Annotated in this window: 21 protein-coding genes and 1 pseudogene; 3 read left to right on the forward strand and 19 right to left on the reverse strand. The window is 59.5% G+C overall.

Annotated features, from left to right (window positions below; translation table 11 throughout):
- The first annotated feature begins 173 nt into the window (after nucleotides 1-173).
- On the forward strand, nucleotides 174-731 hold the full coding sequence (locus tag FFV09_RS05110; RefSeq protein ID WP_141450339.1) for a phosphatidylglycerophosphatase A family protein: 558 nt from the start codon (nucleotides 174-176) through the stop codon (nucleotides 729-731).
- A 194-nt stretch (nucleotides 732-925) separates the two neighbouring features.
- Here FFV09_RS05110 and FFV09_RS05115 read toward each other — a convergent pair whose 3' ends face one another.
- The 13 genes from FFV09_RS05115 to FFV09_RS05175 all read right to left on the reverse strand — a co-directional run bounded on the left by FFV09_RS05115 (nucleotide 926) and on the right by FFV09_RS05175 (nucleotide 15,799).
- Nucleotides 926-1,702: an enhanced serine sensitivity protein SseB C-terminal domain-containing protein gene (locus FFV09_RS05115; protein WP_170314944.1), complete on the reverse strand. Its 777-nt coding sequence runs from the start codon at nucleotides 1,700-1,702 to the stop codon at nucleotides 926-928.
- A 202-nt stretch (nucleotides 1,703-1,904) separates the two neighbouring features.
- Nucleotides 1,905-3,605: a copper amine oxidase N-terminal domain-containing protein gene (locus FFV09_RS05120; RefSeq protein ID WP_246098477.1), complete on the reverse strand. Its 1,701-nt coding sequence runs from the start codon at nucleotides 3,603-3,605 to the stop codon at nucleotides 1,905-1,907.
- A gap of 418 nt (nucleotides 3,606-4,023) precedes the next feature.
- Nucleotides 4,024-5,016: an MBL fold metallo-hydrolase gene (locus FFV09_RS05125; protein WP_141446694.1), complete on the reverse strand. Its 993-nt coding sequence runs from the start codon at nucleotides 5,014-5,016 to the stop codon at nucleotides 4,024-4,026.
- 40 nt (nucleotides 5,017-5,056) lie between these two features.
- A complete protein-coding gene (locus tag FFV09_RS05130) occupies nucleotides 5,057-6,328 on the reverse strand; it encodes an ATP-binding response regulator (protein ID WP_141446696.1) in 1,272 nt (423 codons plus the stop codon).
- A gap of 239 nt (nucleotides 6,329-6,567) precedes the next feature.
- Complete coding sequence (locus FFV09_RS05135) at nucleotides 6,568-7,494, reverse strand: DUF429 domain-containing protein (protein WP_141446698.1); 927 nt, start codon at nucleotides 7,492-7,494, stop codon at nucleotides 6,568-6,570.
- On the reverse strand, nucleotides 7,460-8,503 hold the full coding sequence (locus FFV09_RS05140) for a bifunctional GNAT family N-acetyltransferase/NUDIX hydrolase (protein WP_141446700.1): 1,044 nt from the start codon (nucleotides 8,501-8,503) through the stop codon (nucleotides 7,460-7,462). The genes FFV09_RS05135 and FFV09_RS05140 overlap by 35 nt, the downstream gene beginning before the upstream one ends.
- Before the next feature lie 373 nt (nucleotides 8,504-8,876).
- Nucleotides 8,877-9,242: a hypothetical protein gene (locus tag FFV09_RS05145; RefSeq protein ID WP_141446701.1), complete on the reverse strand. Its 366-nt coding sequence runs from the start codon at nucleotides 9,240-9,242 to the stop codon at nucleotides 8,877-8,879.
- A 167-nt stretch (nucleotides 9,243-9,409) separates the two neighbouring features.
- On the reverse strand, nucleotides 9,410-10,936 hold the full coding sequence (locus FFV09_RS24530; RefSeq protein WP_141446702.1) for a metallophosphoesterase family protein: 1,527 nt from the start codon (nucleotides 10,934-10,936) through the stop codon (nucleotides 9,410-9,412).
- 71 nt (nucleotides 10,937-11,007) lie between these two features.
- Nucleotides 11,008-11,343 (reverse strand): DMT family transporter, encoded by a 336-nt coding sequence (locus tag FFV09_RS05155; RefSeq protein WP_141446704.1) that lies wholly within the window; start codon nucleotides 11,341-11,343, stop codon nucleotides 11,008-11,010.
- Complete coding sequence (locus tag FFV09_RS05160; protein ID WP_246098478.1) at nucleotides 11,340-12,338, reverse strand: HAD family hydrolase; 999 nt, start codon at nucleotides 12,336-12,338, stop codon at nucleotides 11,340-11,342. Before FFV09_RS05160 ends, FFV09_RS05155 begins: the two co-directional genes overlap by 4 nt.
- Before the next feature lie 222 nt (nucleotides 12,339-12,560).
- Nucleotides 12,561-13,913, reverse strand: a complete 1,353-nt coding sequence (locus FFV09_RS05165; RefSeq protein WP_141450344.1) for an ABC transporter substrate-binding protein — start codon at nucleotides 13,911-13,913, stop codon at nucleotides 12,561-12,563.
- 87 nt (nucleotides 13,914-14,000) lie between these two features.
- Nucleotides 14,001-14,924, reverse strand: coding sequence for a carbohydrate ABC transporter permease (locus FFV09_RS05170; RefSeq protein WP_246098479.1), 924 nt, complete (start codon nucleotides 14,922-14,924; stop codon nucleotides 14,001-14,003).
- On the reverse strand, nucleotides 14,921-15,799 hold the full coding sequence (locus tag FFV09_RS05175) for a carbohydrate ABC transporter permease (protein WP_141450347.1): 879 nt from the start codon (nucleotides 15,797-15,799) through the stop codon (nucleotides 14,921-14,923). Before FFV09_RS05175 ends, FFV09_RS05170 begins: the two co-directional genes overlap by 4 nt.
- Nucleotides 15,800-16,079: 280 nt before the next feature.
- Here FFV09_RS05175 and FFV09_RS05180 point away from each other — a divergent pair, with 280 nt between their 5' ends.
- A complete protein-coding gene (locus tag FFV09_RS05180) occupies nucleotides 16,080-16,565 on the forward strand; it encodes a GbsR/MarR family transcriptional regulator (protein WP_246098541.1) in 486 nt (161 codons plus the stop codon).
- 139 nt (nucleotides 16,566-16,704) lie between these two features.
- On the opposite strand, the gene FFV09_RS05185 is transcribed toward FFV09_RS05180, so the two are convergent.
- From FFV09_RS05185 to FFV09_RS05205, 5 genes are all read right to left on the reverse strand, one after another.
- A complete protein-coding gene (locus tag FFV09_RS05185; RefSeq protein ID WP_141446707.1) occupies nucleotides 16,705-17,808 on the reverse strand; it encodes a Gfo/Idh/MocA family protein in 1,104 nt (367 codons plus the stop codon).
- A 35-nt stretch (nucleotides 17,809-17,843) separates the two neighbouring features.
- Complete coding sequence (locus FFV09_RS05190) at nucleotides 17,844-18,980, reverse strand: NtaA/DmoA family FMN-dependent monooxygenase (protein ID WP_141446708.1); 1,137 nt, start codon at nucleotides 18,978-18,980, stop codon at nucleotides 17,844-17,846.
- 40 nt (nucleotides 18,981-19,020) lie between these two features.
- Nucleotides 19,021-19,476, reverse strand: a complete 456-nt coding sequence (locus FFV09_RS05195) for a MarR family winged helix-turn-helix transcriptional regulator (protein ID WP_141446710.1) — start codon at nucleotides 19,474-19,476, stop codon at nucleotides 19,021-19,023.
- 83 nt (nucleotides 19,477-19,559) lie between these two features.
- Nucleotides 19,560-20,300 carry an oxygen-insensitive NADPH nitroreductase gene (gene nfsA / locus FFV09_RS05200; RefSeq protein WP_141446712.1) on the reverse strand — a complete coding sequence of 247 codons (741 nt, stop codon included), beginning with the start codon at nucleotides 20,298-20,300 and terminating at the stop codon, nucleotides 19,560-19,562.
- A gap of 62 nt (nucleotides 20,301-20,362) precedes the next feature.
- Nucleotides 20,363-21,697 carry an NtaA/DmoA family FMN-dependent monooxygenase gene (locus FFV09_RS05205; RefSeq protein WP_141446714.1) on the reverse strand — a complete coding sequence of 445 codons (1,335 nt, stop codon included), beginning with the start codon at nucleotides 21,695-21,697 and terminating at the stop codon, nucleotides 20,363-20,365.
- Between the two features lie 175 nt (nucleotides 21,698-21,872).
- On the opposite strand from FFV09_RS05205, the pseudogene FFV09_RS05210 reads away from it, so the two are divergent.
- Nucleotides 21,873-22,217: pseudogene (locus tag FFV09_RS05210) on the forward strand (winged helix-turn-helix transcriptional regulator); the annotation flags it as partial.
- Between the two features lie 314 nt (nucleotides 22,218-22,531).
- Here FFV09_RS05210 and FFV09_RS05215 read toward each other — a convergent pair.
- Nucleotides 22,532-23,305, reverse strand: coding sequence for an S-layer homology domain-containing protein (locus FFV09_RS05215; RefSeq protein ID WP_141446717.1), 774 nt, complete (start codon nucleotides 23,303-23,305; stop codon nucleotides 22,532-22,534).
- Nucleotides 23,306-23,345 lie beyond the last annotated feature (40 nt).

Consider the following 23,345-nt stretch of genomic DNA (forward strand, 5'->3'; position numbering starts at 1 on the left):
TATCCGTCTGTTCGACGCTTCGTTGTGTTCATTTTAGCAAAATCCGCCGGGGAAAGCACATGTTCCTCGCCTTTTTGGACAGTTTTTGTTTCATCGGCACCGAAATTGTACAGAAAGGAAGAGAGGTGATTAACATGCAAAATCCGGAAAAAATTACGCCCAAAGAAGAAAAAATGGGCATTCCCGAACGTCAGGCTTATTCGCTCAACAGCCGCAAAGTAGCCGAGGCGACCCGAAGCTGGCTGGACAAGCGCGGCGTGAAAATCGAAGAGATTGCGGAACTGGTCCTTTTTCTGCAGCAAAAATATTACCCCGAACTGACAATGGAAGAATGCGTGCATAACGTGGAAAAAGTGCTCGAAAAGCGTGAGGTGCAAAACGCCGTGCTGACCGGCATCCAGCTCGACGTGCTTGCGGAAGAAGGCAAACTGCTGTCCCCGCTGCAGGAAATGATCAAAAACGACGAAGGGCTGTACGGCGTGGACGAGATTCTCGCGCTGTCGATCGTCAACGTGTACGGCAGCATCGGCCTGACCAATTTCGGTTACGTCGACAAGCTCAAGCCCGGCATTCTGGAGCGGCTGAACGACAAAAACCTCGGCCCCGTCCATACGTTTCTCGACGATATCGTCGGCGCGATCGCCGCGGCGGCCAGCAGCCGGATCGCGCACAACAAGCAGACCGAACGCGAAGTGTCGATCGAGCTGCCCAAAGAACCCGGCGACGACTGAGCGATATGGAGCGATGCCCGCATCGCTCCAACCGGCATTGCCCGAACCGGCATCCCCCAAAACGCGCCAAAAAGAGGCAGGACCAAATCGGTCCTGCCTTTTCGCATGCCGCCGGTTCGCCGGAGTATCGCAGGGACGTCCCTTTTTCCCTGCCTCCGCGAACATAAGGCGGCCGCGCCGTCAAGCCACGCCCGTCAAGCCCGGCGCACGACCTGCTTGAGGCGTCCGAACTTGCGGTAGAACGGCTCGCAGTCCGCTTCGAAATAACGTTCCAGACCGCTGAGGCCGTCCAGCCGCACGAAATCGACAGGCGGATCGGGAATACACGCCGAGGAAGCGCGCAAGCTTGCCGCCCGTACCACTTCTTCCCATTCCCCTTCGGCTTCGACCGCGATCAGCGTGTGCGGCGGATCTCCGCTCTCGGGATTGTAATAATGCGCGCTGTACGCAAGCTTCACATTCGAGAACGATCGAAACACTTCCGAGAGGCCGCTCAGCAGCTCGGTCGGTTCCTGCACCGGACGCCCGAGCATAATCTGACGGTCCGTATCCAGCGTATAGCTCTGCGGCATTGCCAGCAGGCTTCCGTCGAGAATCGATTCGATTTCGGTAGCCGGAAACTGCTTGGCGAACGGCGCGCCGGGATTTAGCCAGACGTCCGAACCGCGAACGAGTCCGAACAAATCCATCGCGTTCATCGAGATATAACGCATCTCCTGCTCGATCGAACGCTGCAGCATCTCCAGGGAACTGAATACGGGCAAATACGTTTTGCCTTCGATTTCCACGCATGGCAGGCGCACTTCCGCTTTTTCCCGGATCATTCCGTCTTCGACCGGCACGTCGCCTTCCATATGTAGCGCATACAGTTCCGCACGTTGAAGCTCCTCATAGAATGCCCTGCGCCGTGACGGATATTCGACCGCCTCGCTTAGAGCTATTTCCAATCGGTTTTGGGGTGTAAAACTCATCATTTCCCTCCTTTCTTGTAGGTCTTCTATAATGAACATGGATTGAAAAAGGATTGCAGAAAAAGGATTACTGCTGTCTTATAAGACATTTTATACCTGTTTATAGGTAAAAGCAAAAAAAAAGAGGACTTCCCGGTTACAGGAAGTCCTCTTGAAGCTTGATTGAAAAGTGTCCGTCCGAAAGGACAGGTTGGCGAACTGATTACATCGATTTCGTGAGCGTGATCATCCAGTTGCTGCTGTCGACGTTGAAGTTCCAACCCAGCAGACCCGTGATGAAGCGAAGCGGTACGACGGTTCTGCCGTTCTCGTCCGCGAATACTTCGTGGCCGATCGACTGTCTTTTGCCGTTGACTTCCATGAAGTCTTTGCCCAACCAGAATTTCAGCGTATCTTTGCCGGCCATTACCGTTACAGCATTGGCTTTTTTGTCCCATTTCACGTTGGCGCCGATGCCTTCGCTCAGGAAACGAAGCGGTACGTAAGTGGTGTTATCCCAAACGCGCGGCATCGTGTCCATTTTGGTCGTTTTGCCGTTCAGCGTCAGGTTTTGGCTTCCGATCTGCATTTTGACCGTCATCATTTTGCCCGGTGCCGGTGCAGGTGTTGCCGGAGTTGTTGGAGCCGGTGTCATAGCCGGTTGTTGGAATTTAGGGTTGAACTGGTCCACGATCGCGCCGCTCAGCAGTTTACCCACGTCGAACATCAGGGCATAACCTTCGCGTTCCGTTTTGTACGAACCGGTGTAATCTTTGGCTGCGTATTGATCCAGCACTTTTTGCACTTGGTCTTCATGCGCAGTCAGTCCGGCCAATGCTCCGGCTTCCGGAATGCGGTTTTCGGTAGCCGCGCTCAAGAACGCCGCCATTTCTTTGGTGAATTTCGTGATTTGGGCTTTGGCTGCCGTAATGGCCGCTTGGTCCCCGCTCTTCACGGCCGCTACGTATTGAGCCTGCACGTTGATATGGTCGGTCGTCCAGAGCTTCTCGAACTGATCCGCTCCCGCATTGCCGTAGACCGAAGCGATTGCCGCTTTGAAGTCTTTGGTGTTGCCGGCTTCGGCAATCACGAGTGCGCTGCTGCTTGCGCTCATGCCGTCATACTGCTCTTGCATTTGCAGCGTAGCAAGTGCGAAGTGTTCCGCGAACAGGTAGTTCAGAGCCGATCTCAGATCGCCGGCAGGCGTATCGGATTTCGTGTTCTGGAATTTTTCCGGCATTTGCGTCACGATTGCCGTCGACAATGCTTCGCTGACCGTAAACATCGTGTTCAGGCCTGTACGGTAAGCGGTGTAAGCTCCCGTGAAGTCGCCTGCTACATATTTCTCGAAAGTATCCTGAACCTGGTCTTCGTGGAGACGAAGCACTTTTTCGGCTGTAGCTTGTGGCAGTTTGCCGCCTGTTGCCGTTCCGAGGAAGGCCGAGAATTCTTTGACGAATTTCTCGATTTTGGCTTCAGCTGCCTGTACGCCTGCCGTGTTGCCGGCTTTTTGCGCTTTGACCAGTTCATCGGTCGCTTGGTTGTGGGCGCTGAAGATGCGTCCGAATTCGGTTGCGCCCGCTTTGCCGTAGAGCGATTCGATCGCTGGCAGCATGTCGCTTGCGTTGGCGTTCAGTGCCGCGAACGAAGCAGCCGCGTCAGGCGAACCCTGGTACGCTTTGATCATCGAGTCTACCGCGAGTTGGTAATGTTCGGAAAGGAGACGGTCAAGCGCGGCTCTCAGTTCGACCGCAGGCGTCGTAGTCGAAGCTTTCATTGCTGTCATTTGCGCTGCCGTTGCCGCAATGTTCGTCGTTGTCGTTGTCGAAGCCTGTGCCGGAGCGGCCCCCGCCACTGTCGGAACTACCAGAGCCAGACCGAGTACCGGTGCCACGAGCTTCTTTGCATTGAACATTTTAAACATTGTCCATTCCTCCATTGTATATCTGAATTTTGTTGTTTCCTGATTCCCGTTGTTTCTTGTGTTGTTTCCGCTGCTTACATGTCATGAAACGCAGCGGTTCGAAATTTGGATCACCTGTTTTCAAAATCTTTTTAAAAACTTTGGATTTCTTCGAAATTGCCTTTTTAAAATATTTTCCATTTGGACGTTTCTGGTTTTGATTTCCCGAAACTTTTTGGAGTGTCATATAATTGCCGGCATCTCTTATATAAACGCGGTTCCTAAGAACTAACCAAGCGGCAAAGCTTATTTCGAAATTTATTTTTGCGGGCTTGTCCGGGCTGCCGGTTCATACTTTGGTCGCATAAAAAAAAGCCCGTCCCTCTTAATAGGGAGACAAGCTCGTTCAAACAGGTTCGTTCGATTCGATAGCGGATCGTCAAAGGGAATGCCAAGTGCATACGTCTTCTTCCGTTCGGGAGACACGCCCCCGGTCTTCCAATTCGACCAGGTGGGCGAGCGTCTCCGACAGCGCGAAGCGGAGCTGGTGAATGCCGAGCGAACCGCCGAACAGTTCGATGCACACTTGGTAGGCGCTGCGCGGGTCGCCGCCGAGCATGCCCTGCATCCGGTCCAGCCGCTCCTCGTGATGGGCCAACAGCTGCGCTGTCCGTTCCGTGAAATTCCCGAACGGATCGCGGTGGCCGGGAAAAGCCTGGCTTACGTTCAGTCCGCCCAGCACGCGCAGCCCGTCCAGATACGAGCGCAGCGGATGTTCGTCGCCTCCGGGCGTATAGGAAATGTTCGGCGAGATTCTCGGCAGCACCGCATCCCCGCACAGGATCAGCCCCGTCTTCTCCTCGTAAAAAGACAGATGCCCTTCGGCATGCCCGCCCGTCTCCACCGGCTGCCACAGCCGGCCGCCGAAGCGGATCGGCATGCCCGTGTCGATCACCGAGATTTCGGGCTGCGGCTCGACCTGCGCGGCGAAGCCGGACAGATGCTCCGGCAGCTGCGCCAGACGGTCTTGTTCCATGCCGTGGCGGCGGTACAATTCGATCGTCGCCTGCGCGAAGCCGGCCCCGCCGGACGAATCCGACGCACTGCCCCAGTTGCGGCGGGCCGCTTCGCTTGCGGCGTGGGACATCCATACCTGCGCTCCGCCGCGCTGCTGGAACCAGCCCGCAAGGCCGTAATGGTCCGGGTGATGATGCGTCAGGACGATCGAAGCGATATCCCGCGGCGCAATGCCCATGTCCCGCAGCACCTCTTCCCACGCGGATTCGTTCTCGGCGGAACGGGGGCCGGGATCGACGACCGTCCAGCCTTCTTCGCCGCGCAGCATATAGCTGTTAACCCAGCGCAGCGGAAAAGACATGCCCATCCGTACCCGTGTCAATTTGTCGTAGCTCGTGATTCGTGATTGGCTCATGCCCTTGTTCCGTCCTTTCCTCGATTTGCCGCCGTTTCCGCTACAGACCGCGCTCCGGATCGCGATCGTGGTCGCGTCCCGCAGAACGGTCGTTTTTTTCCATGGCCAAAATCGCGTTCAACATATGCAGCTTGCGAATCGGCTTCGGGATGATCGAGCGGAAGAAACTGCGTTCCCCTTCTTCGATCTTCTCGCCCAGCCAGGCCAGCAGAAACAGGTTAAGATCCGGGATTTGCTGCAAATTGCGGAAAATTTCGCCCCGCTTGAGCGTGCTGCCGTCGATAAAGACGACGTCGAACGCGCCCATGCCGACGCGCTCCACCAGATCTTCTTCCATTTCGGCCGCGGACTCCGCATGGGCGCCCCAGCCTTCGAGCATGCCGACGATCGTGCTGCGGCTCGTCGCCTGCTGGTCCACCACAAGGAAACGCATGCCTTCCAGCACGTCGTCCTCGAACGGTATCGAAGGCAGGTCGGTATACCGGTCGAACGACAGCATGATTTCGATCGACGTACCCCGGCCGGGTTCGCTGGACACTTCGATCGTGCCGCCGAGCAGCTCAACCAGATTTTTCGTGATCGTCATGCCGAGTCCGGAGCCTTCGTACGTATGCTGCGACGACTCGTGCACCTGTGTGTAGACGTCGAAGATCCGGCCCGACTGTTCTTCGGACATGCCGATACCCGTATCGTGAATAGCGAAGCTGACCGAGATACCGTCGCTTTTGAGCGAAGGAATCCGTTTGAGTTCGAACACGATCTCTCCTTCATGCGTAAACTTGATCGCGTTCTGCATCAGGTTCAGGAAAATCTGGCGTACTTTCAGTACGTCTCCGACGACGAACAGCGGAATTTCCGATTCGACGTTCAAGATGACTTCGACGTTTTTGGCAAACGCCCGCGGAGCGAGCATATAGATCAAATCTTCGACCGTGTTGATCAGGTCGAACGGATTGTGGGACACGGTCATGCGGCCCGCTTCAAGGCGGCTCATATCGAGAATACCGTTGACGAGCTCAAGCAGCGAGTGGTTGCTGCTCTGGATAATCTCCAGATAATTCTCCTGCTCTTCCGTCAGTTCGGTATCCTGCAGCAGATCGCTCATGGCGATGATGCCGTTGAGCGGATTGCGGATCTCGTGGCTGAGCACCGCGACGAAATGCGCTTTGTTCTGCGATTCGCGATCCGCCGCTTCGCGCGCCGTCCGCTCTTGTTCCAGCAGCAGCCGCAGCCCGTCGATTTCGGTCCGCAGCTCTTGATGCTCCTGTTCGTATCGTTCTATTTTTCGATAATTTTCTTGTTCGTTTGACATTCCTTAGCACCTCTTCAGGCAAGCATAATAGTGCTATATACCCTCAGCTTGCCTGCTTATAACCATTTTCCGACAAAAATCATTTGGGGCGAATTCGACTCGAAACGTTTCTATTCATTGCTTCCGCGCCCTTCGCTGCTCGCCGCGCCTGCCTCGATGGTCTGTTCGGCCTTTACGGGCCGGATGACGTCGAAGTGTCGGAAATCCGCCGCCCGGCAGCTCATCCGCGAATTTTCTCTTCATATATAGACGATATTCATCTCTACCCGTCCGCCGTAATCGTGCTGCCGCCGGTCGCCTTCGGTCACGCCGCGGGCCGGCGAGTGCCCGGACACGATCCGCCAGGCACAGAGCGCAAGCGCCGCCGCGTCAAGCAGATCGTCGGGCGCGGCCTGTTTGCGCGCGAACGTCTGCAGCAGCCGATCCAGCTCCGCTTCGGGGAAGCCCGCGGCGGCCAGAATGTCCAGGCGCTCCTGCCGCCCGGCCGCTTCCTTCTTGCCATGCGCCGGCGCCTCGCCTCCGTTCAGCCGCAAAAAAGCAAGCTCCGGATGCGATTCGTCGAGCAGGCCCGTCACCGGCAGACCGCGCGCCAGCAGCCCGGCGACAAGTTCGTCGACTTCGCGAATCTTCGGCAGCAGGTTGAGGCTCTGGCGGCTCAGCCGTCGGCCGGTCGCCGCTTCGTTGGCCGCGGACGGATCGGCCGCATGCAGCGCCTGGCGCGCGGGCACCGGGAACACGCTCGATTTGCGCCGCTTCGGCAGCAGCTTGCGGCAGTCCCGGTCGCAGCGGCGGTCTTCGACGCGGTTGAGCGAGCCGTCCGCGCCTTCGGCCAAGCCGATCGGCATATCGAGCAGCATACGGTCGCGCGCCGGATCGGGCTGAAGCGCCGCCCACAGCGCCGGGAGGTCCGGGTACACCGCCGAGCGGACAGCGAGCGCGGCATGCGGACCGTATTCCTCTTGATGGCCGGATCGTTCGCCGTCGGTCTGTGTAACTTCGGCGGATCGTTCGCCGTCAGCCCGTGTGCCCTCGGCGGATTGTTCGCCGTCAGCCCGTATGCCCTCGGCGGCCCGTTCGCCTTCGATCCAAACGACCGCCCAGCCTCCGGGGCATCCGTCGATCCCGATTCCTCTATAAATGAGTTTCTCCCCCTCTTTGCCAGGCATCGCCCGAACCGCTCTGTTCCAGAAAGCTGCGCACAATCGCCAGATCGCGGCAGCGGATAAAATGACCCGACAAGCTGTTCGGCCGATCGCTCCGCATCAGGTGCAGCGCTTCTTCCGGCCGCGCCCACATAAGGGCAAACCCGTCGCCTTGTTCTTCTGCGGTCAGCGCGGAGACGCCGAGCGGGCCGGTGAGGCGCGCCGCGTACGCGTACGAGAACTGCTTCAGCCGATACTCGGCGATATATTCGGCCGTCATGCCGATCTCGTCTGTCAGCTGAATCTCGCCGGCGCCGACTTCTTCGCGCAGTTCGCGCCGCAGCGCCGCAAATACGTCTTCGCCCGCTTCGATCCCGCCGCCGGGCAGCTTGTGACAGCCGCTGCGCGTCACACGCATCAGCGCCATGCGGCCGTCGGCGTCCAGCAGCACGGCGCGGGCCGCCTGGCGCAGCGCGAAGCCCGCCTCTTCCCACGGCGAAGCGTCTCGCCGGCCCGGGAACAGGTCAGCCTCCCGGATCTCCCGCAGCAGCGGCAGTTTCAGGTAATCGATCAGCCTGAAATCGGACGCGCGTTCGGCCCGGCTGCTCCCGACGTTGACGTAGCCCGCATTTTCGTAAAAACGCCGGCTGCGTGCATCGAGCGCCGGCGTGTCGAGCGACCAGCGGCTCGCCTGCGGATACCGCCGTTCGATCGCGGCGAGCGCCCGGCTGCCGATGCCGCGCCCGTGCAGCGCCGGATCGACGAACAGCGAGCCGATCCGGAACACGCCTTCGCCGTAGTCGAACACCCGCGCCCCGCCCGCGAGTCGGCCGTCGGCCCGGATCGCGAGATAGCTGCCTTCCGCGCAGCCGCGCTCGTGCCAGCCGATAGTCTCGATCCCGTCCGGTCGTTTGCCGTAATCGCGCAGCCCTTGGGCAAACGCCGCGACCGCAATCACGCGCAGCGTCTCAAGTTCCGTGCGCCGCACCGTTTCCAGCGCGACGGACGGTCGATCTTTTTTTGACATCGACATCTTGTTCTCCCCTTGACGGCGGCCCTTTTTCTCCGCATCCGCCCGCCCTTTTTCTACTATACCAAGCCGCGCCGACGACGCCTACGAAAAAAGCCGTTCTCCTGCTCGATCCCGCACCAGGGCCCTGCCGTATCCTGTCCTGCTCTAATCTGATTTGATCTGATCGCAATCGTATTCCGTGCCCTTTTTCCAAAATAACGTCCTGAGCACCACTATTCCACGCAAAAAAGCCTTTTGAGCGCAAATAACGTCCTCACGGCAGTTATTTTCATCCAAAAGGCGGATTTCTTGATTTCCCGGGCGAAATAAATGCTCTGGCGCAGTTATTTCCCACACGCCGAGCCGCTCCGTCTAAATAACTGCATATCGGACGTTATTTCGGATGGCCGAAGGCTTGAAGCCTGCATACCGTGCCCTTTTTCCAAAATAACGTCCTGAGCACAACTATTCCACGTAAAAAAGCCTTTTGAGCGAAAATAACGTCCTCACGGCAGTTATTTCCATCCAAAAGGCGACTTTCTTGATTTTCCGGGCGAAATAAATGCTCTGTCGCAGTTATTTCCCACATGCCGAGCCGTTCCGTCCAAATAACTGCATATCGGACGTTATCTAAGATGGGTGAAGGCTTGAAGCCTGCACACCGTGCCCTTTTCCAAAATAACGTCCTGAGCACAACTATTCCACGTAAAAAAGCCTTTTGAGCGCAAATAACGTCCTCACGGCAGTTATTTTCATCCAAAAGGCGGATTTCTTGATTTCCCGTTCAAAATAAATGCTCTGGCGCAGTTATTTCCCACACGCCGAACCGTTCCCTCCAAATAACTGCATAAAGGACGTTATTTCGCGCACGCCGAGCCAATACGCCGCACGGACCGCGGCCGTATCGCTCGCAGCGCCGCTTCCCCTCTATCTCCGCGTGGAAATCGCACCGGCTGCCGGATAAGGCACCGTATACTCGGCACCTTCGATCCACGCGCGCTTCACGAAATCGCGGCCGCGTACGACGACCCGGTCGCCGTAGACGTCGACCTGCAGCCCTTCGCTGCCGGTCAGATGTTCGTCGCCGTCGGTCCAGAGGTACGCGACCGACGAGGCGTTGAACATGCTCGGCATGACGCCCTGCCCGTCGTACATCGTACGCTCGGCTTCAAGCTGCCAATGCGTATGCCCGGTGAACAGGATGGCCTGCGGGCAGGCCGACAGTACCTTTTTCAATTCGGCATCCTGATTGACGCCGTACCAGCCCTGCCGCTCCATCGAACCGGCGACGGTGTCCATCAGCGGCTGATGCAGGAAGACGAAGACCGGCCGGTCCGGCGACGACTTTTCGGTCAGGCGCTCTTGCAGCCAGCGCAGCTGCGCCGAAGAAAGGTCGCAGTCTTTCGGATGCGGAACTTCGCTGCCGAGGAAAATAAAATGGTAGCCGCCGATCCAATGAGCGTGATACGGCGCGGCGGCGCCCGTCCCTTCGGCAAACCGGCGCATGCGCCGGTTCCACATCTCGCGCACGAGGCCGCCTTCCGCCTCGTCCCCGTCCAAGCTGTTCAAGCGCGCCGCCATGCCGCCCAGATCAAGCCCCGCCGCCGCGGCCGCTTCGGCCAACGCGTCTTTTGCGTTGACCGGCTGCGCAGCGCTTGGGCCCGCGGCGGCGTCTGCCACCTCGGCCGAAGCCTGCTTTGCGCCCAGGCTTGCCTCCGACTCGGCGATCGCTTCCGCCCATGCGTCCTTCGCACTGGCGCCCGACGCCTCACCCACGCCTGACGCCTCCTCTCCGTCCATACCTCCCGCTTCCGCCGCGGCCGCTTCGCCCGGCTGTCCGACCGTCCCGGCCGGGAAATTCCCGTCCAGCACGTCCTCGATCTCGTCGCCGGAGAGCACGCTCAGATCGATCGGCTTATCGCCTTCGCCCCATAGAATCGCGCCGATATCGTGGTTGCCGAGCGTGACGTACATCGGCGGCAGCTCAGCCGGGCGGCTGCTCCAGATTCGGGCGAATTCCCGGTATTCGGGCGCAAGGCCGCGATCGGTCACGTCTCCGGCGTGCATCACGCCCAGACTGCCCGCGCAAAAAGACGCAATATCCGCAAGCGCCTCTTCAAAATGCCGATTGTTGATATGGTCGGCGTCATCCCGAATATGGGTGTCCGTGATGACCTGAAACGTCGCGAGCGGCTTTTCGGCCGCCGCAGCCAGTTCTTTTCCCCACACCGTGTCCGCCGCTTCGCGCATCTCCATCCCGCTGCCCACTTCACTCTTTCCCCCCATCGGCTCGTGCGTCTCCGCTCCGCTTGTAACTCCGCCCGCGCCAGCCGCCGCTTCATGCGCCCCCATGCCGTGATGCCCTCTGCGTTCCCCGCGCTCCATCCCGAAGCCCGCCCCCGTATTCATCCTGCCCGTTTCGCGTTCCGATCCCCGCTGCGTTTCCCGTTCCATGACGTATCCCTCCGTTTTCCGGTTTCCGTTTTATTCGCTCTTGTTAACGCCTGTCCACGACCTGCGGCGTTTTACGATTCGCTCCATTTCAAGCCGACGATGCCGACGAGGATAAAGCCCATCCAGACCAGCGAGGCCGCTTTGAGGCGCTCGCCGAAAAAGTAATGGCCGGCCACGCCGATCAGCGTGATGCCGACGCCGGACCAGATCGCGTAGGCGACGCCGAGCGGAATATGCCTGACGGAAAAATTGAGCAGCGTAAAGCTGACTCCGTAGCAGACGAACATGAACACCGACGGCCACGGCCGGGTGAATCCGTCCGACATTTTCATCAGCAGCGTTCCGCTCAGCTCCAGCGCGATCGCGCACGCCAGCAGCGTCCACCCGAGCGAGACGTTCGGGCTCATCGCCGCACCGCGCTGCCCAGCAGCCTTTCAAACGAAGGCACCGTCACGTCGGCAAGCTTCAGCGTTCCGGCTTCGCCGATACCGATCTTCAACGCCGCCCCGGCCGCGCGGGCCATCTCTATATCGCCGTCGGTATCGCCGATCACGACGACGCGTTCGGGCGGCACGCCGAGACGTTCGCAGGCCAGCAGGCACAAATCGGGAAACGGCTTGCCGCGCCGCGCCAGATCGGTGCCGATGACGATATCAAAATAATCCGCGATCCCCAGCCATTCCAGATGGCGCAGCGCGCTGTCCGTCTCGTCGGCCGTCACGACGCCCATCGGCACGTTCAGTTCGCGGCAGCGGTCCAGAAACTTCCGCACGCCGGGCAGCAGCTGCGCGGGACGTTCCGCTTCCATCGCCGCATCGGCCTGCTCCGCGCAGCGTCGCACGAGCAGTTTGGCTTCCGCCCACGACAATCCCGCCCGGTAACCGTGCCAGGCCAACACGGCGTGCATCTCGTCCACCGTACCCATCGCAAGCGGCCCCCGCCGGTCGTAGTCGATCGTTTTGCCCTCTTCGTCATGCGTCGTGCCCCAGATCTGCGGCAGCCCCGCCTCCCTAAGCGCCAAGCCTCGCTCCGCCAACAGCGTCCGGAACAGCTTCAGCGCCCGATCGGTCCAAAATCCCCACATGGCCGTAAAATCGAGCAGCGTCCCGTCCTTGTCGAACAAAATCGCACCCGCGCCCTCCAAATCGAGGCTGTACGCCTCTTCAACGTCCCGCATACTCCGCGGACTCTGCGTCTGCGGCTCGCCGCCCTCCCCCGTAATCTGCGCCTGCGGCGTGCCGCAAGTCTCCCCCGTACCTGTAATCTGCGCCCGCGTATCCCGCGTATCCTCTGCGGCCGGTCTGCCTTGCACGTCTTGTCTATCCGGTCTGTCTTGCACGTCTTGCTCGCCTTGCACGTCTTGCCCGCCTTGCCCGCCTTGTATCCCTTGCTTCTCGGTCATCATCCCGTCCTCCCGTTTCTCCTGCTGCCCGGATCGGCCTCGCGTCTTCGTTTCCGGCCGTCTTCGATCGAATGTTTTTGTCCAAAAGAAAACCGCAGGCACCGCGCGGAACGCGCGCTCCCTGCGGACAGTCTGTACGGCGGACGGCGCGGACGGCTCGCATGGCCTCACCCCGCACGGCTCCCGGGCCCCTAAGCCCGGGCCCGGGCTTTACGCCGATCGTTACTTGGCCGCGCGGTCCAGTGCGCTCTGCGCCGTGGCCTGCGCTTCCTTGAGCGCCTGCTCGGCCGGCATGTTGTTGATCTGGACCTGGTCGGCCGCGACTTTGAGCGCGTCGGTAATCTTGCCGCCGGTCGGGTCCTGGAACGGCATCGACGCATGCGACGCCTGCTGGAGCGGAACGCTGATCTGCGGATTTTTGGCGCTGAACGCTTTGAACGCCGGATCTTCGAGCGCGGATTGGCGCACCGCGATATAGCCTGTCTTCATCGACCAATCGGCCGTGTTCTCCGACTTCATGAAGTACATGAACCATTTGAACGCGGCCTGCTGCTGCTCGGGAGTCGCTTTGGCCGGAATACCGGCCTGGCTCGCGCCGGCGACCGGCTTGCCCGCGCCCATCCCTTCCCAGCCCGGCTGCTCCATTGCGGCTACGACTTTGAAGTCGAGGTCGCCCTGGTCGCCGCTCGAACCGGTGTAACCGGCCGCCTGGCCTTTCATCACGTCGTCGATCGTCTTGTACCAGTATTCCCAGCCTTGTCCGCCGGAGTGGATCCGCATGATTTTGTCTTCGTGAATCCATTTGCGGAACTGCTCCCACGTGTCGATCCATTCCGGCGAATCGATCGTGACGGTCTTGCCGTCTTCGCTCAGAATGCTGCCGCCCCGGCTCAGCACGGCATCGGTCATATTCGCTTCACCCCACATCGGCTCCCAGCCGTAGACGGTCGTCTTGCCGCCTTCTTGCTTCGTCATCTTGGCCGCGGCTTCGCCGAGCGCTTCCCACGTCGTGAGCGACGCCGGGTCGATTCCGTGCTCTTTGAACAGATCCTGACGGTAATACATGATCTGGGTCGAACCGTACATCGGCAGGAAATACTGCTTGCCGTCCACTTTTCCGCCTTCGAGGAACGTCTGCACGAAATCGTCGCCGTTGAAGTCCGACTCGGCCGCGATCAGTTCGTCCAGCGGAGCGTAATAGCCTTTGCGTGCCCAATCCGCGTTTGCGCTGAGGACCGCCGCCGGCACGTTGTTCGAAGCGATCGCCGCCTGGAGCTTCTGCTCCGTCTCCGTATAATCCGCCTGGGCGATGCCGGTGACGATCACTTCATCCTGCGAAGCGTTGAAGGCGTCGATCTTCGCTTTCATGTTATCGCCGAGCTTGCCGCCCAGGCCGTACCAGAATTCGATCTCGACCGGCTTGCCCGATTCCGCGGCGGCTGGCGCCGCGGTCGCGACCGCGCCCTGAGGATCCGCCCCCTGCGAACCGCAGGCGGCCAGCAGTGCGAAGCTTGCCGCAAGCAGCATCGACAGACCGCCTCTCCGATAACGTGCGCTTGCATCCGGCTTCTTCATGGCGAAATTTGCTGCGTTCAGGCGTAATTTCATTCTTTTTGCCTCCTAATGGATGTCGGTTGTCCCTGTTCGGGTTCGACTCGGAATTCAGCTCTTGTTGACGCCGGCGGACATATTGACGCTCTGCATGATCGTCTTCTGGGCGAACAGGAACAGGATCAGCAGCGGAGCGATGGTAAAAGCGCTGGCAGCCATAATCTGCGGCCAGGCCAGCCCGTACGAACCGCCTTCGACGAAGAAGCTGCGCAGCCCCGCCGAGACGAGCCTCAGATCCGGGTCTTTCGTAATCAGCATCGGCCAGAAGTAATTGTTATACTGTTCGATAAACGTAATAAGGATCATGACGGCGAACGACGAACGGATCAGCGGAGCCATGATCGTCCACAGAATCCGGAAGTGCGAAGCTCCGTCCAGCTGCCCCGCTTCGACGAGCTCGTGCGACACCTGCAGGAACGCCTGACGCAGCAGGAAGATCGCGAACACGCTCACGCAGTTGGACAGGATCAGCCCGGCGTAGCTGTCCAGCAGATGCAGCTCGTTCAGGATCAGATAGCTCGGCAGGTACACGGCCGTGCTCGGAATCATGTAGCCGACCAGCACGATTGCGGTGAACGCGCCTTTTAACCGAAACTTCATGTGGGTCAGCGCATAAGCCATCATGCTGGCGTTGATCACCTGCAGCACGCAGATCGACAGGGCCACGAAAATGCTGTTGAACATATAGCGGGCGAACGGCGCCGAATTCCACGCATCGGCATAGTTGTTCCAATGGATTGACTCCGGCCAGAACGTCGGCGGGAACCGCCAGATCTCGTCGTTCGTCTTCAGTCCGCTCGTCACCATCCAATAGAAGGGGAACGCCATCGCCAGACTGATTACGGCCAGCAGGATGTAGCGCGCGGCGCGGCCGAACCGTTCCCCGGCCGGGACGAACCGGCGGCTGCCCGCCTGCCCGGCTCCCCGGCGTACGGCGCGTTTCTTGCTTGCCTTGCTTGCTTCGGTCATGTTCATGAGTAGTGCACCAGGCGCCGGCTGATCAGGAACGACAATCCCGACAGCAGGACGCAGATCAGAATGATGATTACGGCGATCGCGGAAGCTTCGCCGACGTTGAACGTCTCGAACGCCGATTGGTAATACATGTACAGCAGCGTGCGCGTCGATCCGGCCGGTCCGCCCTGCGTCATGACGTTGATCTGGTCATAGGCCTGCAGCGACTGGATCGTCAGGATGATCGAGAGGAACAGCGTCGTCGGCGAGATCAGCGGCAGCGTGATCGCCCGGAACTTGTCCCAGGTGCCGGCTCCGTCGATCGAAGCGGCTTCCAGCAGGTCGGACGGCAGATTGCGCAGCGCGACGAGGTAGAACACCATCGACCAGCCGATCGATTTCCAGATCGTGACGATCATGACGGCCACGAGCGCCCAATTCGGGTCCTGCAGCCAGCCGACCGGCGAGAATCCCATCCAGCCGAGCAGCAGATTCGCAAGTCCGACGTCCGGTTCGAAGATCCACGACCAGGCGATCGAGACCGCGACGGTCGGCGTGACCCACGGCGAGAACATCATGGCCCGGAACAGGCCGGTCGATCTCAGCTTGCTGTTCATCAGCAGCGCAAGCGCAAGCCCGCCCACGATGATCGGAACGACGGTGCCGAGTCCGAATGTCAGCGTCACCCGAAGCGCTTGATAGAATTCGGCGTGCGTCAGCAGATACGTATAGTTGTCCAGGCCGACGAAGAGTTTCTCGGGACTCATGAAGTCCCACTCCGTGAAGCTTAAGTACAGGATGTAACCGAGCGGCCCCATCCAGAAGATCAGCAGCGGAACGAGCGCAGGCAGGGTAAACAGCACCGCCTCGCCTTCCCTGAACGCTTTAAGACGCAAATCCACAACTCCTCCGTGTTCAATTTTTTTTGATCGAAGATTTTCTCAGCTCTTTTTTTCGACTTTTTAATCTACCGTACAAACATGATTGTACATTCGATTTGAAAAATGGGGATTATCCCGGTGTTAAATGTGCAGGGAATCGTGTAAAATATGGGGGCAACGGGGAACAAAGTCCGAATTCCGATTCAGGGGTGACAGCGTGGAACAGGAATCCGCCGGCACGTCCGGCCTTTCCGCAGCGTCCGGGCAGGAGCAGCGGCGCGAACTGCGGAAGAAAATGATCGAGTCTATCGCTTCGACGATGGATCTGTACGGAGTGAACCATTCGTTCGGGCAGCTCTACGGCATCATGTACTTCGAAGACCGGCCGATGACGCTGGAAGAGATGAAAGACTTCATGAACATGAGCAAAAGCAATATGAGTTACGCCGTGCGCGCGCTGACGGAATCGCAAATGATTTACAAACTTGACGAGAAAAAAGAACGCAAAGACCAATACGTCGCCGAGACCGACTTTTTCCGCACGTTCCGGAACTTTTTCGGCGCCAAGCTTCAGCGGGAGATCGACGTGATGCTGTCCACGATCCGCGAAGTCTCGCCCGAGCTGTCGGAGATTGTCCTCTCGCGGCATACGCAGGCCGACGAGCGCGAGCAGGCGCTGCGCGACCTGCACAAACTTCAGCATGCCGAGCAGTATTACGTCTGGCTGCAGGGGTTTGTCGACCGGATGCAGGGCGGAGATTTTTTCGAAGAAAAAAAGTGAACGCAGTTGAACGCGGCTGCGGATCGGAGGTCGGGCGACGGCCGGCTCCGCTCCGCGACGCGGCCCTGATGTCCGGCTGAATGCCAAAAAACCCGAAGCTCCAGGCTGGAGCTTCGGGTTTTTCGATATTTCGGCCCGTTTAGAAAACGTGCCGGTTCCCGGTGCGGGCAGATTCTTCGACGGCGTCCAGCAGTTGATGCAGCTTGACCGCTTCATCGAAATTCGGAGCCGTGGACGTGCCTTCGGCGATGTCCGCCGCAAATTTCCGGTACGCGTGGGCGACGTTCAAGACGAAGCCCGAATCGCTTTGCAGCGAATCCGGCACGTCGACGTAAGACGCGGGAACGTCCAGATCCCGCAGCTCCGCGTCGGACGCGCCCGCTCCGCGCAGCCGATGCGATCCGAACTGGATGGTGGCCGGCGCGCTCAGCACGAGCGTACCCTGGTCGCCGAAGATTTCGATCGTCAGGCCGGTCCCGTGCTTCACGCCGCCCTGGACGTGAACCTGGGCCGCGGCGCCGCTCTCCAGCAGGCCGTTGATCAGAATCTGATCGTCGGTCGTCTTGGTCATACGCTCGTTCGTATCCGTGATCCGAACTTCCGCGAACTGCTGCGCCGTGACGGCCGACAGTTCCTTGAACTCTCCGAGCATGTACGTGAACGCGTCCAGATTGTGGCCGGTCACGATCGTCAGCAGATTGCCGCCGACTTCGCGGTCGAACAGATACGAGTTGGCTTTGTCGGATTCGCCGCCCATCCCTTCGATCGACAGGTTCAGCTTGGCCGACAGCACTTTGCCGACGAATCCCTGCTTCAGCAGGTCTTTGACGTAGTTGACGGCCGGAGCCTGCCTCGCCTGCAGGCCGATCGCGTTCGGGATGCCGCTCTCGGTGACCCACTGCCGCATCTCCAGCGCTTCCGCCGTGTTCGAGCCGAGCGGCCATTCGCAGTAAATCGGCTTGCCCGCGGGAACGATCGCCCGGACCGCCGCATGATGCTCTTTGACGTTGATGCTGACGACCGCCAGATCCACGTCGGGATGACCGGCCAGATCGGCCGCCCGGTCGAACGCGTGAGCCGCGCCGAACGCTTCGGCGCTTTGGCGCGCGCTCTCCATCCGGCTCGTGCCGACCGCCGTCAGTTCGTACTCTTCCAACTGCTGCAGGGCCGGGATATGCGTGCCTCTCGCCCAACCGTTGTTGATCGATCCTCCGATAATGCCCGTTCTGATTTTTCGGCCCATGCTTAATCTCTCCTTTTTGATTCAAAGATTTTTATTCAACGATGCGAGTTGGCGTGCCGGTGCTCGGGGTAAGGCAGTTCCAGCAGGCCGCGCAGCGTGTCATGCTCGTATTCCGTACGGAACAGCCCCCGGTCCCGCAGGATCGGAACGACCAGCCGGATAAAGTCCGCGAAGCCTTCGGGATGGTCCTGCCGGATCAGCAAAATATCCATCAGGCCGGCAAGGTGCCAGCGTTCGATCCGGTCGGCGACCTGCTCGGCGGACCCCATAAACGTCGGCTTGGGCATCCGATACCCGCGCGGCATCCACGATTCGATCTCCCGCATTTTGTCCAGCGCTTCCTGCTCCGTTTCGCCCACGATCGGATTCTGCGAAGGCATCATCAGCAGGTCGTGCGGCGAACGTCCTTGAGCGGCGGCTTTGCTTCTAAGTTCGGCCGCGTATCCGGTCAGGTAAGCGAAATCGTCGCCCGGTGCCATGATGACTTCGGCATGCCGCGCGGCGATGTCCATAAACGTCGGCGAAGTGCCGGCTTGAAACACGACCGGTCTCCCCTGCCTGGAACGACTGACGTTCAGCGGTCCGTCCACCGAGAAATAGTTCCCTCTATAATTCAGCGCGTGCATCTTGCGGGGATCGTAGAAAACTCCGCTTTCTTTGTCCCGGATAAAAGCGTCGTCTTCATACGAATCCCACAGCCCTTCGACGATGTCCAGAAACTCTTTTTGCATCGGATACAGATCGGACTTGCGCAGATGGCCCCGGCTGTAATTGACCAGTCCGCCCGGATTCGACGTGACCGCGTTCCACCCGGCGCGTCCCCGGCTGATCTTGTCCAGCGAAGCGATCTGCCGCGCCACCGTGAACGGATCGGCATACGAAGTCGCGATCGTGGCCGCAAGGCCGATCGATCGGGTGACCATGCTCAAAGCGGACAAGATCGATACCCCTTCGAACATGCTCAAATAATGCGGAATCATGCCGGGACCGATATGGCTGACGTCCGCCAGAAAGATCAGGTCGAACTTCGCCTCTTCCAACTGGATCGCTTTTTCGGCGTAGTAATCTATGTTTTCGCTGCCGTCCGCCGGCATGCCGGGATGTCTCCAGCCCGTATGATTCCAGCCGACGCCGTCAATGATGCCTCCCAATTTGAGCTTTCTTTGTTCCACCTTGGCCTGTTCTCCTTGTCTGCGCGGATCGAGACGGCGGCTAAGCCAGATTGCTCTCCATGTGCCGCATAAGCGTGCGGAGCATGAGCCGGTCTTCTTCGGAAATGCCGTGCAGCAGCTTCTCCCGCAGCTCTCTCCACTTGTTCTCGACCGGCTGCTGGAGCGCACGACCTTCGTCGGTGAGGAAAATCCGCATGACCCGCGCGTCCGCCCCGTCTTTTTTGCGATAAATGAATCCGTTCTGTTCCAGCGTCTTGACCATGTTCGTGACGGTCGGCGGCTCGCACTTGAGATGTTCGCACAGCTGCATCTGCGTAATGCCGTCGCCCAGCCATAACCGATACAACAAATTGTCCTGTCCGGCATAAAGATTGAGTTCTCTCAGCGATTCGCCGTAATTGCGCCGCATCTGCGAGGAGACCCGGTCCAACGATTGGCGAATCTCGCAATCCACTGCATCTGTATCTGTATCTGTATTTGTATCTGTATCTGTCATGAGTCAACCATCCATTCTTTCCCGATATTTAGCAGGCTAAATTTATCATGGACGGGAAGGGGTGTCAATTTGCCGCAGCCTCTTCATTTTCTGGCGAAGCCCTGCTTGTTCAAGTAGTCCATCATGCCGGGCAAAATGCTCCGCTCCAGATGATCCTGTACGTGATCGCTCCATCCTTTGACCTTTTTGGCGGTAAAAGGCGCTTTGACCGGACGCTGCTCGTAATAATCCAGCACGATTCGGTCGTATTCGGCCAGTTCGTCGCGGTCCAGCGTCCGGTACCGGTCTTCGAACAGCACCATGGACTGCGGCAGTCTCGGCTTCAAGCCGGCTTTCTCTCCCGCCGGCACGCCGAGGCACAGTCCGACGAGCGGAATTGTGTATTCCGGCAGTTCGAGCAGGTCGGACAGAGCTTCGATATTCGCGCGCACCCCGCCGATGTATACGCCGCCGAGGCCAAGCGATTCGGCGGCCGTCAGCGCGTTTTGCGCCATCAGGCCCGCGTCGAACGCTCCGATCAACAGGAATTCGATATAGGACAGGTCCACGTCTGGCGCGATGCGATGATTGCGGTTGAAGTCCGCGCAGAAAATCCAGAATTCGCCCGCTTCTTCGATATACGGCTGATCCACGCACAGCGCTCTGACCTGCTTGCGCAGCTCCGGGTCCGTGATGCGGATAATGGAGACGGCTTGAAGCAGGCTGAACGACGACGTCTGGTTGGCGGCCCGGAAAATAACTTCCCGCTGCTCGTCGGTCAGCGGTTCGGGGGCATAGGAACGGACGGATACGTGATTGTGCAGCAGTTCGATCGTAGGATTCAATGCTTTTCCTCTTTTCTATTGAATGTGATTGGGGACAGGGACGGAAACGGGAGCGCCAAGGTTCAGGGCTGCATCGCTCCGTATTGGTACGGCACGCCCATATTCTCGCGCAGCGTCGCGCCTTCGTAGTCCCGATGGAACAAGCCGCGTTCCTGCAGGATCGGGACGACCTGTTCCACGAAATCGGCTACGCCGTCATGCGCGATGTCCGGCACGACCGAGAATCCGTCGCAGGCGCCGGCTTCGAACCATTCCTGCAGAAAATCGGCGACCTGCTCGGCGGTGCCGGCAACGACCGGATGGTAATTGATGACGCCGTGGGCCAGCACGTCAAGCACGGACAGTCCCTGCTTGAGCAGCTGCAGCGCACGCGGAGAACGCGGGTCGCGCGGACTGGCGTACGCTTGTGCCAGCAGCTCGTCGGGCAGCGGCGCGTGAATATCCACGGTGCTTACCGACAGCGGCAATCCGACCATCGAGCCGAGATAGCTCACCCGGCCCGGAATCTCCGCGGGATTGAAGCGCATCAGCTGCCTGCGCCGCTCCAGCGCTTCTTCTTCCGTCGCGCCGAGCGAGAACATGAAGCCCGCGTACATTTTGATTTCGTCGGGATCGCGCCCGAACCGGACCGCGCTCTGCCGAATAGCCTGCCTGTGCTCGCGGGCCGATTCGATATCGTACGGATTGGCGTAGACGCCCGAAGCGTATCGGCCGGCCAGCTCCAGCCCTTCCCGGCCTCCGCCCGCCTGAAAAATAACAGGCTGTCCCTGCTCGGACGGCGGGATCGGCAGAGGGCCGCGCGACGCGTAATACTCGCCCTGCAGGTTGACCGGGCGAACCTGATCCATGTCGGCAAAAACGCCGCCTTCCGCGTCCAGCTTCCAGGCGTTTTCTCCCCAGCTTCCCCACAGCGCCTGCACAATCTCGATACTCTCCTGCGCGCGGGCATAACGTTCTTCGCGGCCGGCGACCCGGGCCCCGAAATTGGCGGCGGCCAGCGGCTCGGACGTCGTTACCGCATTCCAGCCTACGCGCCCGCGGCTGATAACGTCCAGCGCTTTGAACTGGCGGGCGATCGAGTACGGGTAGTTGAACGTCGTCGACAGCGTCGCGACCAGTCCGATGCGCGACGTCTCCCGGGCCACCGCCAGCAGCGCCAGCATCGGGTCCATCGGGAACATCGGCGTCTGCGGACCGAGATCGACGGTCAGCGCCGGCGTATCGGCGATAAAGATCATATGGAATTTGCCTTGTTCGGCGATTTGCGCCCGCCGTACGTAGGCGTCCGTGTCGGCGTAAGCCGCCGGATCGGTGCCCGGCATACGCCAGGCGCTGAATTCGGCGCCGTAGCCGGACACCATTTGCAGAGCAAGCTGCATCTGTTTGCGAGAGGTCATGGTTCTTTTCTCCTTTGAAATTTGTTACACTGGTAGTTAGCCTACTAAATATATAAAACGCATGCTGCGTTCGACGGCGTGAACCTATCATAAGTCCGGCGCTTTGCTTTGCAAAGAAGGCAATTTAAATAGGCATAGTCCATAATTTTGTACCTTTGGATCGGGAGGGATCGCCATGAGAGTCTGTTTGAACGGATTCGAGCCGGCCTTTATTGAAGAAAAAGAAGACCTGTACGCAATCGTCCTGACGCAGAACATCCTGTCGGGCCGATGGAAATATTTCATTCTCTGGTATCTCAAAAGCGGAACCCGCCGTTTCGGCGATATCCAGCACTTTCTCGGCGGACTGTCGCAAGGTTCGCTCACCAAGCAGCTCAAAGAGCTGGAAAAAGACGGCGTCGTGCACCGGAAAGTGTACCCGGAAGTTCCGCCCAAAGTCGAATATTCGCTGACCGAAAAAGGCGTTCGGCTGCTGCCGATTCTGGAGCAGATGGAAGCTTTCGGAAAAGAGTACGGGGAAAACGGGCCGCACGGAGAGCGCGAAGCGAACAGAGCGCGCGGGAAATCGGACGAAGCGGGAGAATCCGAAGAAACGACCGAATCCGGCGAAACGGAATTTTCGTGAACAAGAAAAAGGCATTCCGAGGCAGAAGAATCTGCAAGCGGAATGCCTTTTTTGGCGCGGTCCGATTCGGATAATTTGCCCGATCCGGTACGGGCCGTGCTTTTCGAACCCCTATTGTTGGGGTTCGTATTGTTAGAGCTCATATCGTTGGAGTTCGCATTGTCGGAGTTCTCGTTGTTCGGGATGCTCTTTTTGCAGGGCTCGGTTTTTCAGGGAGCGGTTTTGTCGAGCAGCAGCGAGACGGCCTGCGCCGTCTCCGCACGGCTTACCGTCGCCTGCGGCATGAACCGGTCTCCTCCCCGACCCTGCATCAGTCCGAGGTTCTTCGCGGCGGAGACGGATTCTTGCGCCCACTTGCCGACGTCATCGACGTCTTTGAAATCGGCACGTTTCCCTGCCGAGGACGCTTCGCGGCCTGCCCGGAATCGATAGGCGTTCATGAGCATGACCGCCATTTCTTCCCGGCTCAGCGTGTCTTCCGGACCGAACGTATCCCGGCTTCGGCCGCCTGCGATTCCCGCTTCGAATACGGCGGCAATCGCAGGCGCATAAGCCCGGCGGGCATCGATGTCCCTGAACGGATTCGGCTTCGCCGAATCCAGGTCCAGTGCCCGGGCGATCAGCGCGGCGAATTCGGCCCGGGTCACGTCGCGCTTGGGCGCAAACGACGCCCCGTCGAATCCCTGCACGATTTGCCTGGCGGCCATGCGCCGGATCGCTTCATGCGCCCAATACGAAGCCGGCACGTCGTCGAATGACTTGTCGTAACGCAGGAGGCCGTACCGGCCGGAGCGGTCCACCTGCGCCGTCCATCCGCTGTCCGTCTGCGTGCCGCCCATATACTCAAGGCTTCCGTTTTCGGCGATCGCGTAGATGCCGTCCGGCTTCTGCGGCGAATTCCCGTCGGCGCGCAGCCGGAGCGTGACCGGCTTCGAGAACGCCTTCAGCGGGCGAACGGTACCGTCGGCTTGAACGACCGACAATTCGAAATCGAATATTTCGCCCGCAGCGGCGATCTCCGCT

Source organism: Saccharibacillus brassicae (assembly GCF_006542275.1).
In the GTDB taxonomy this organism is placed as follows: domain Bacteria; phylum Bacillota; class Bacilli; order Paenibacillales; family Paenibacillaceae; genus Saccharibacillus; species Saccharibacillus brassicae.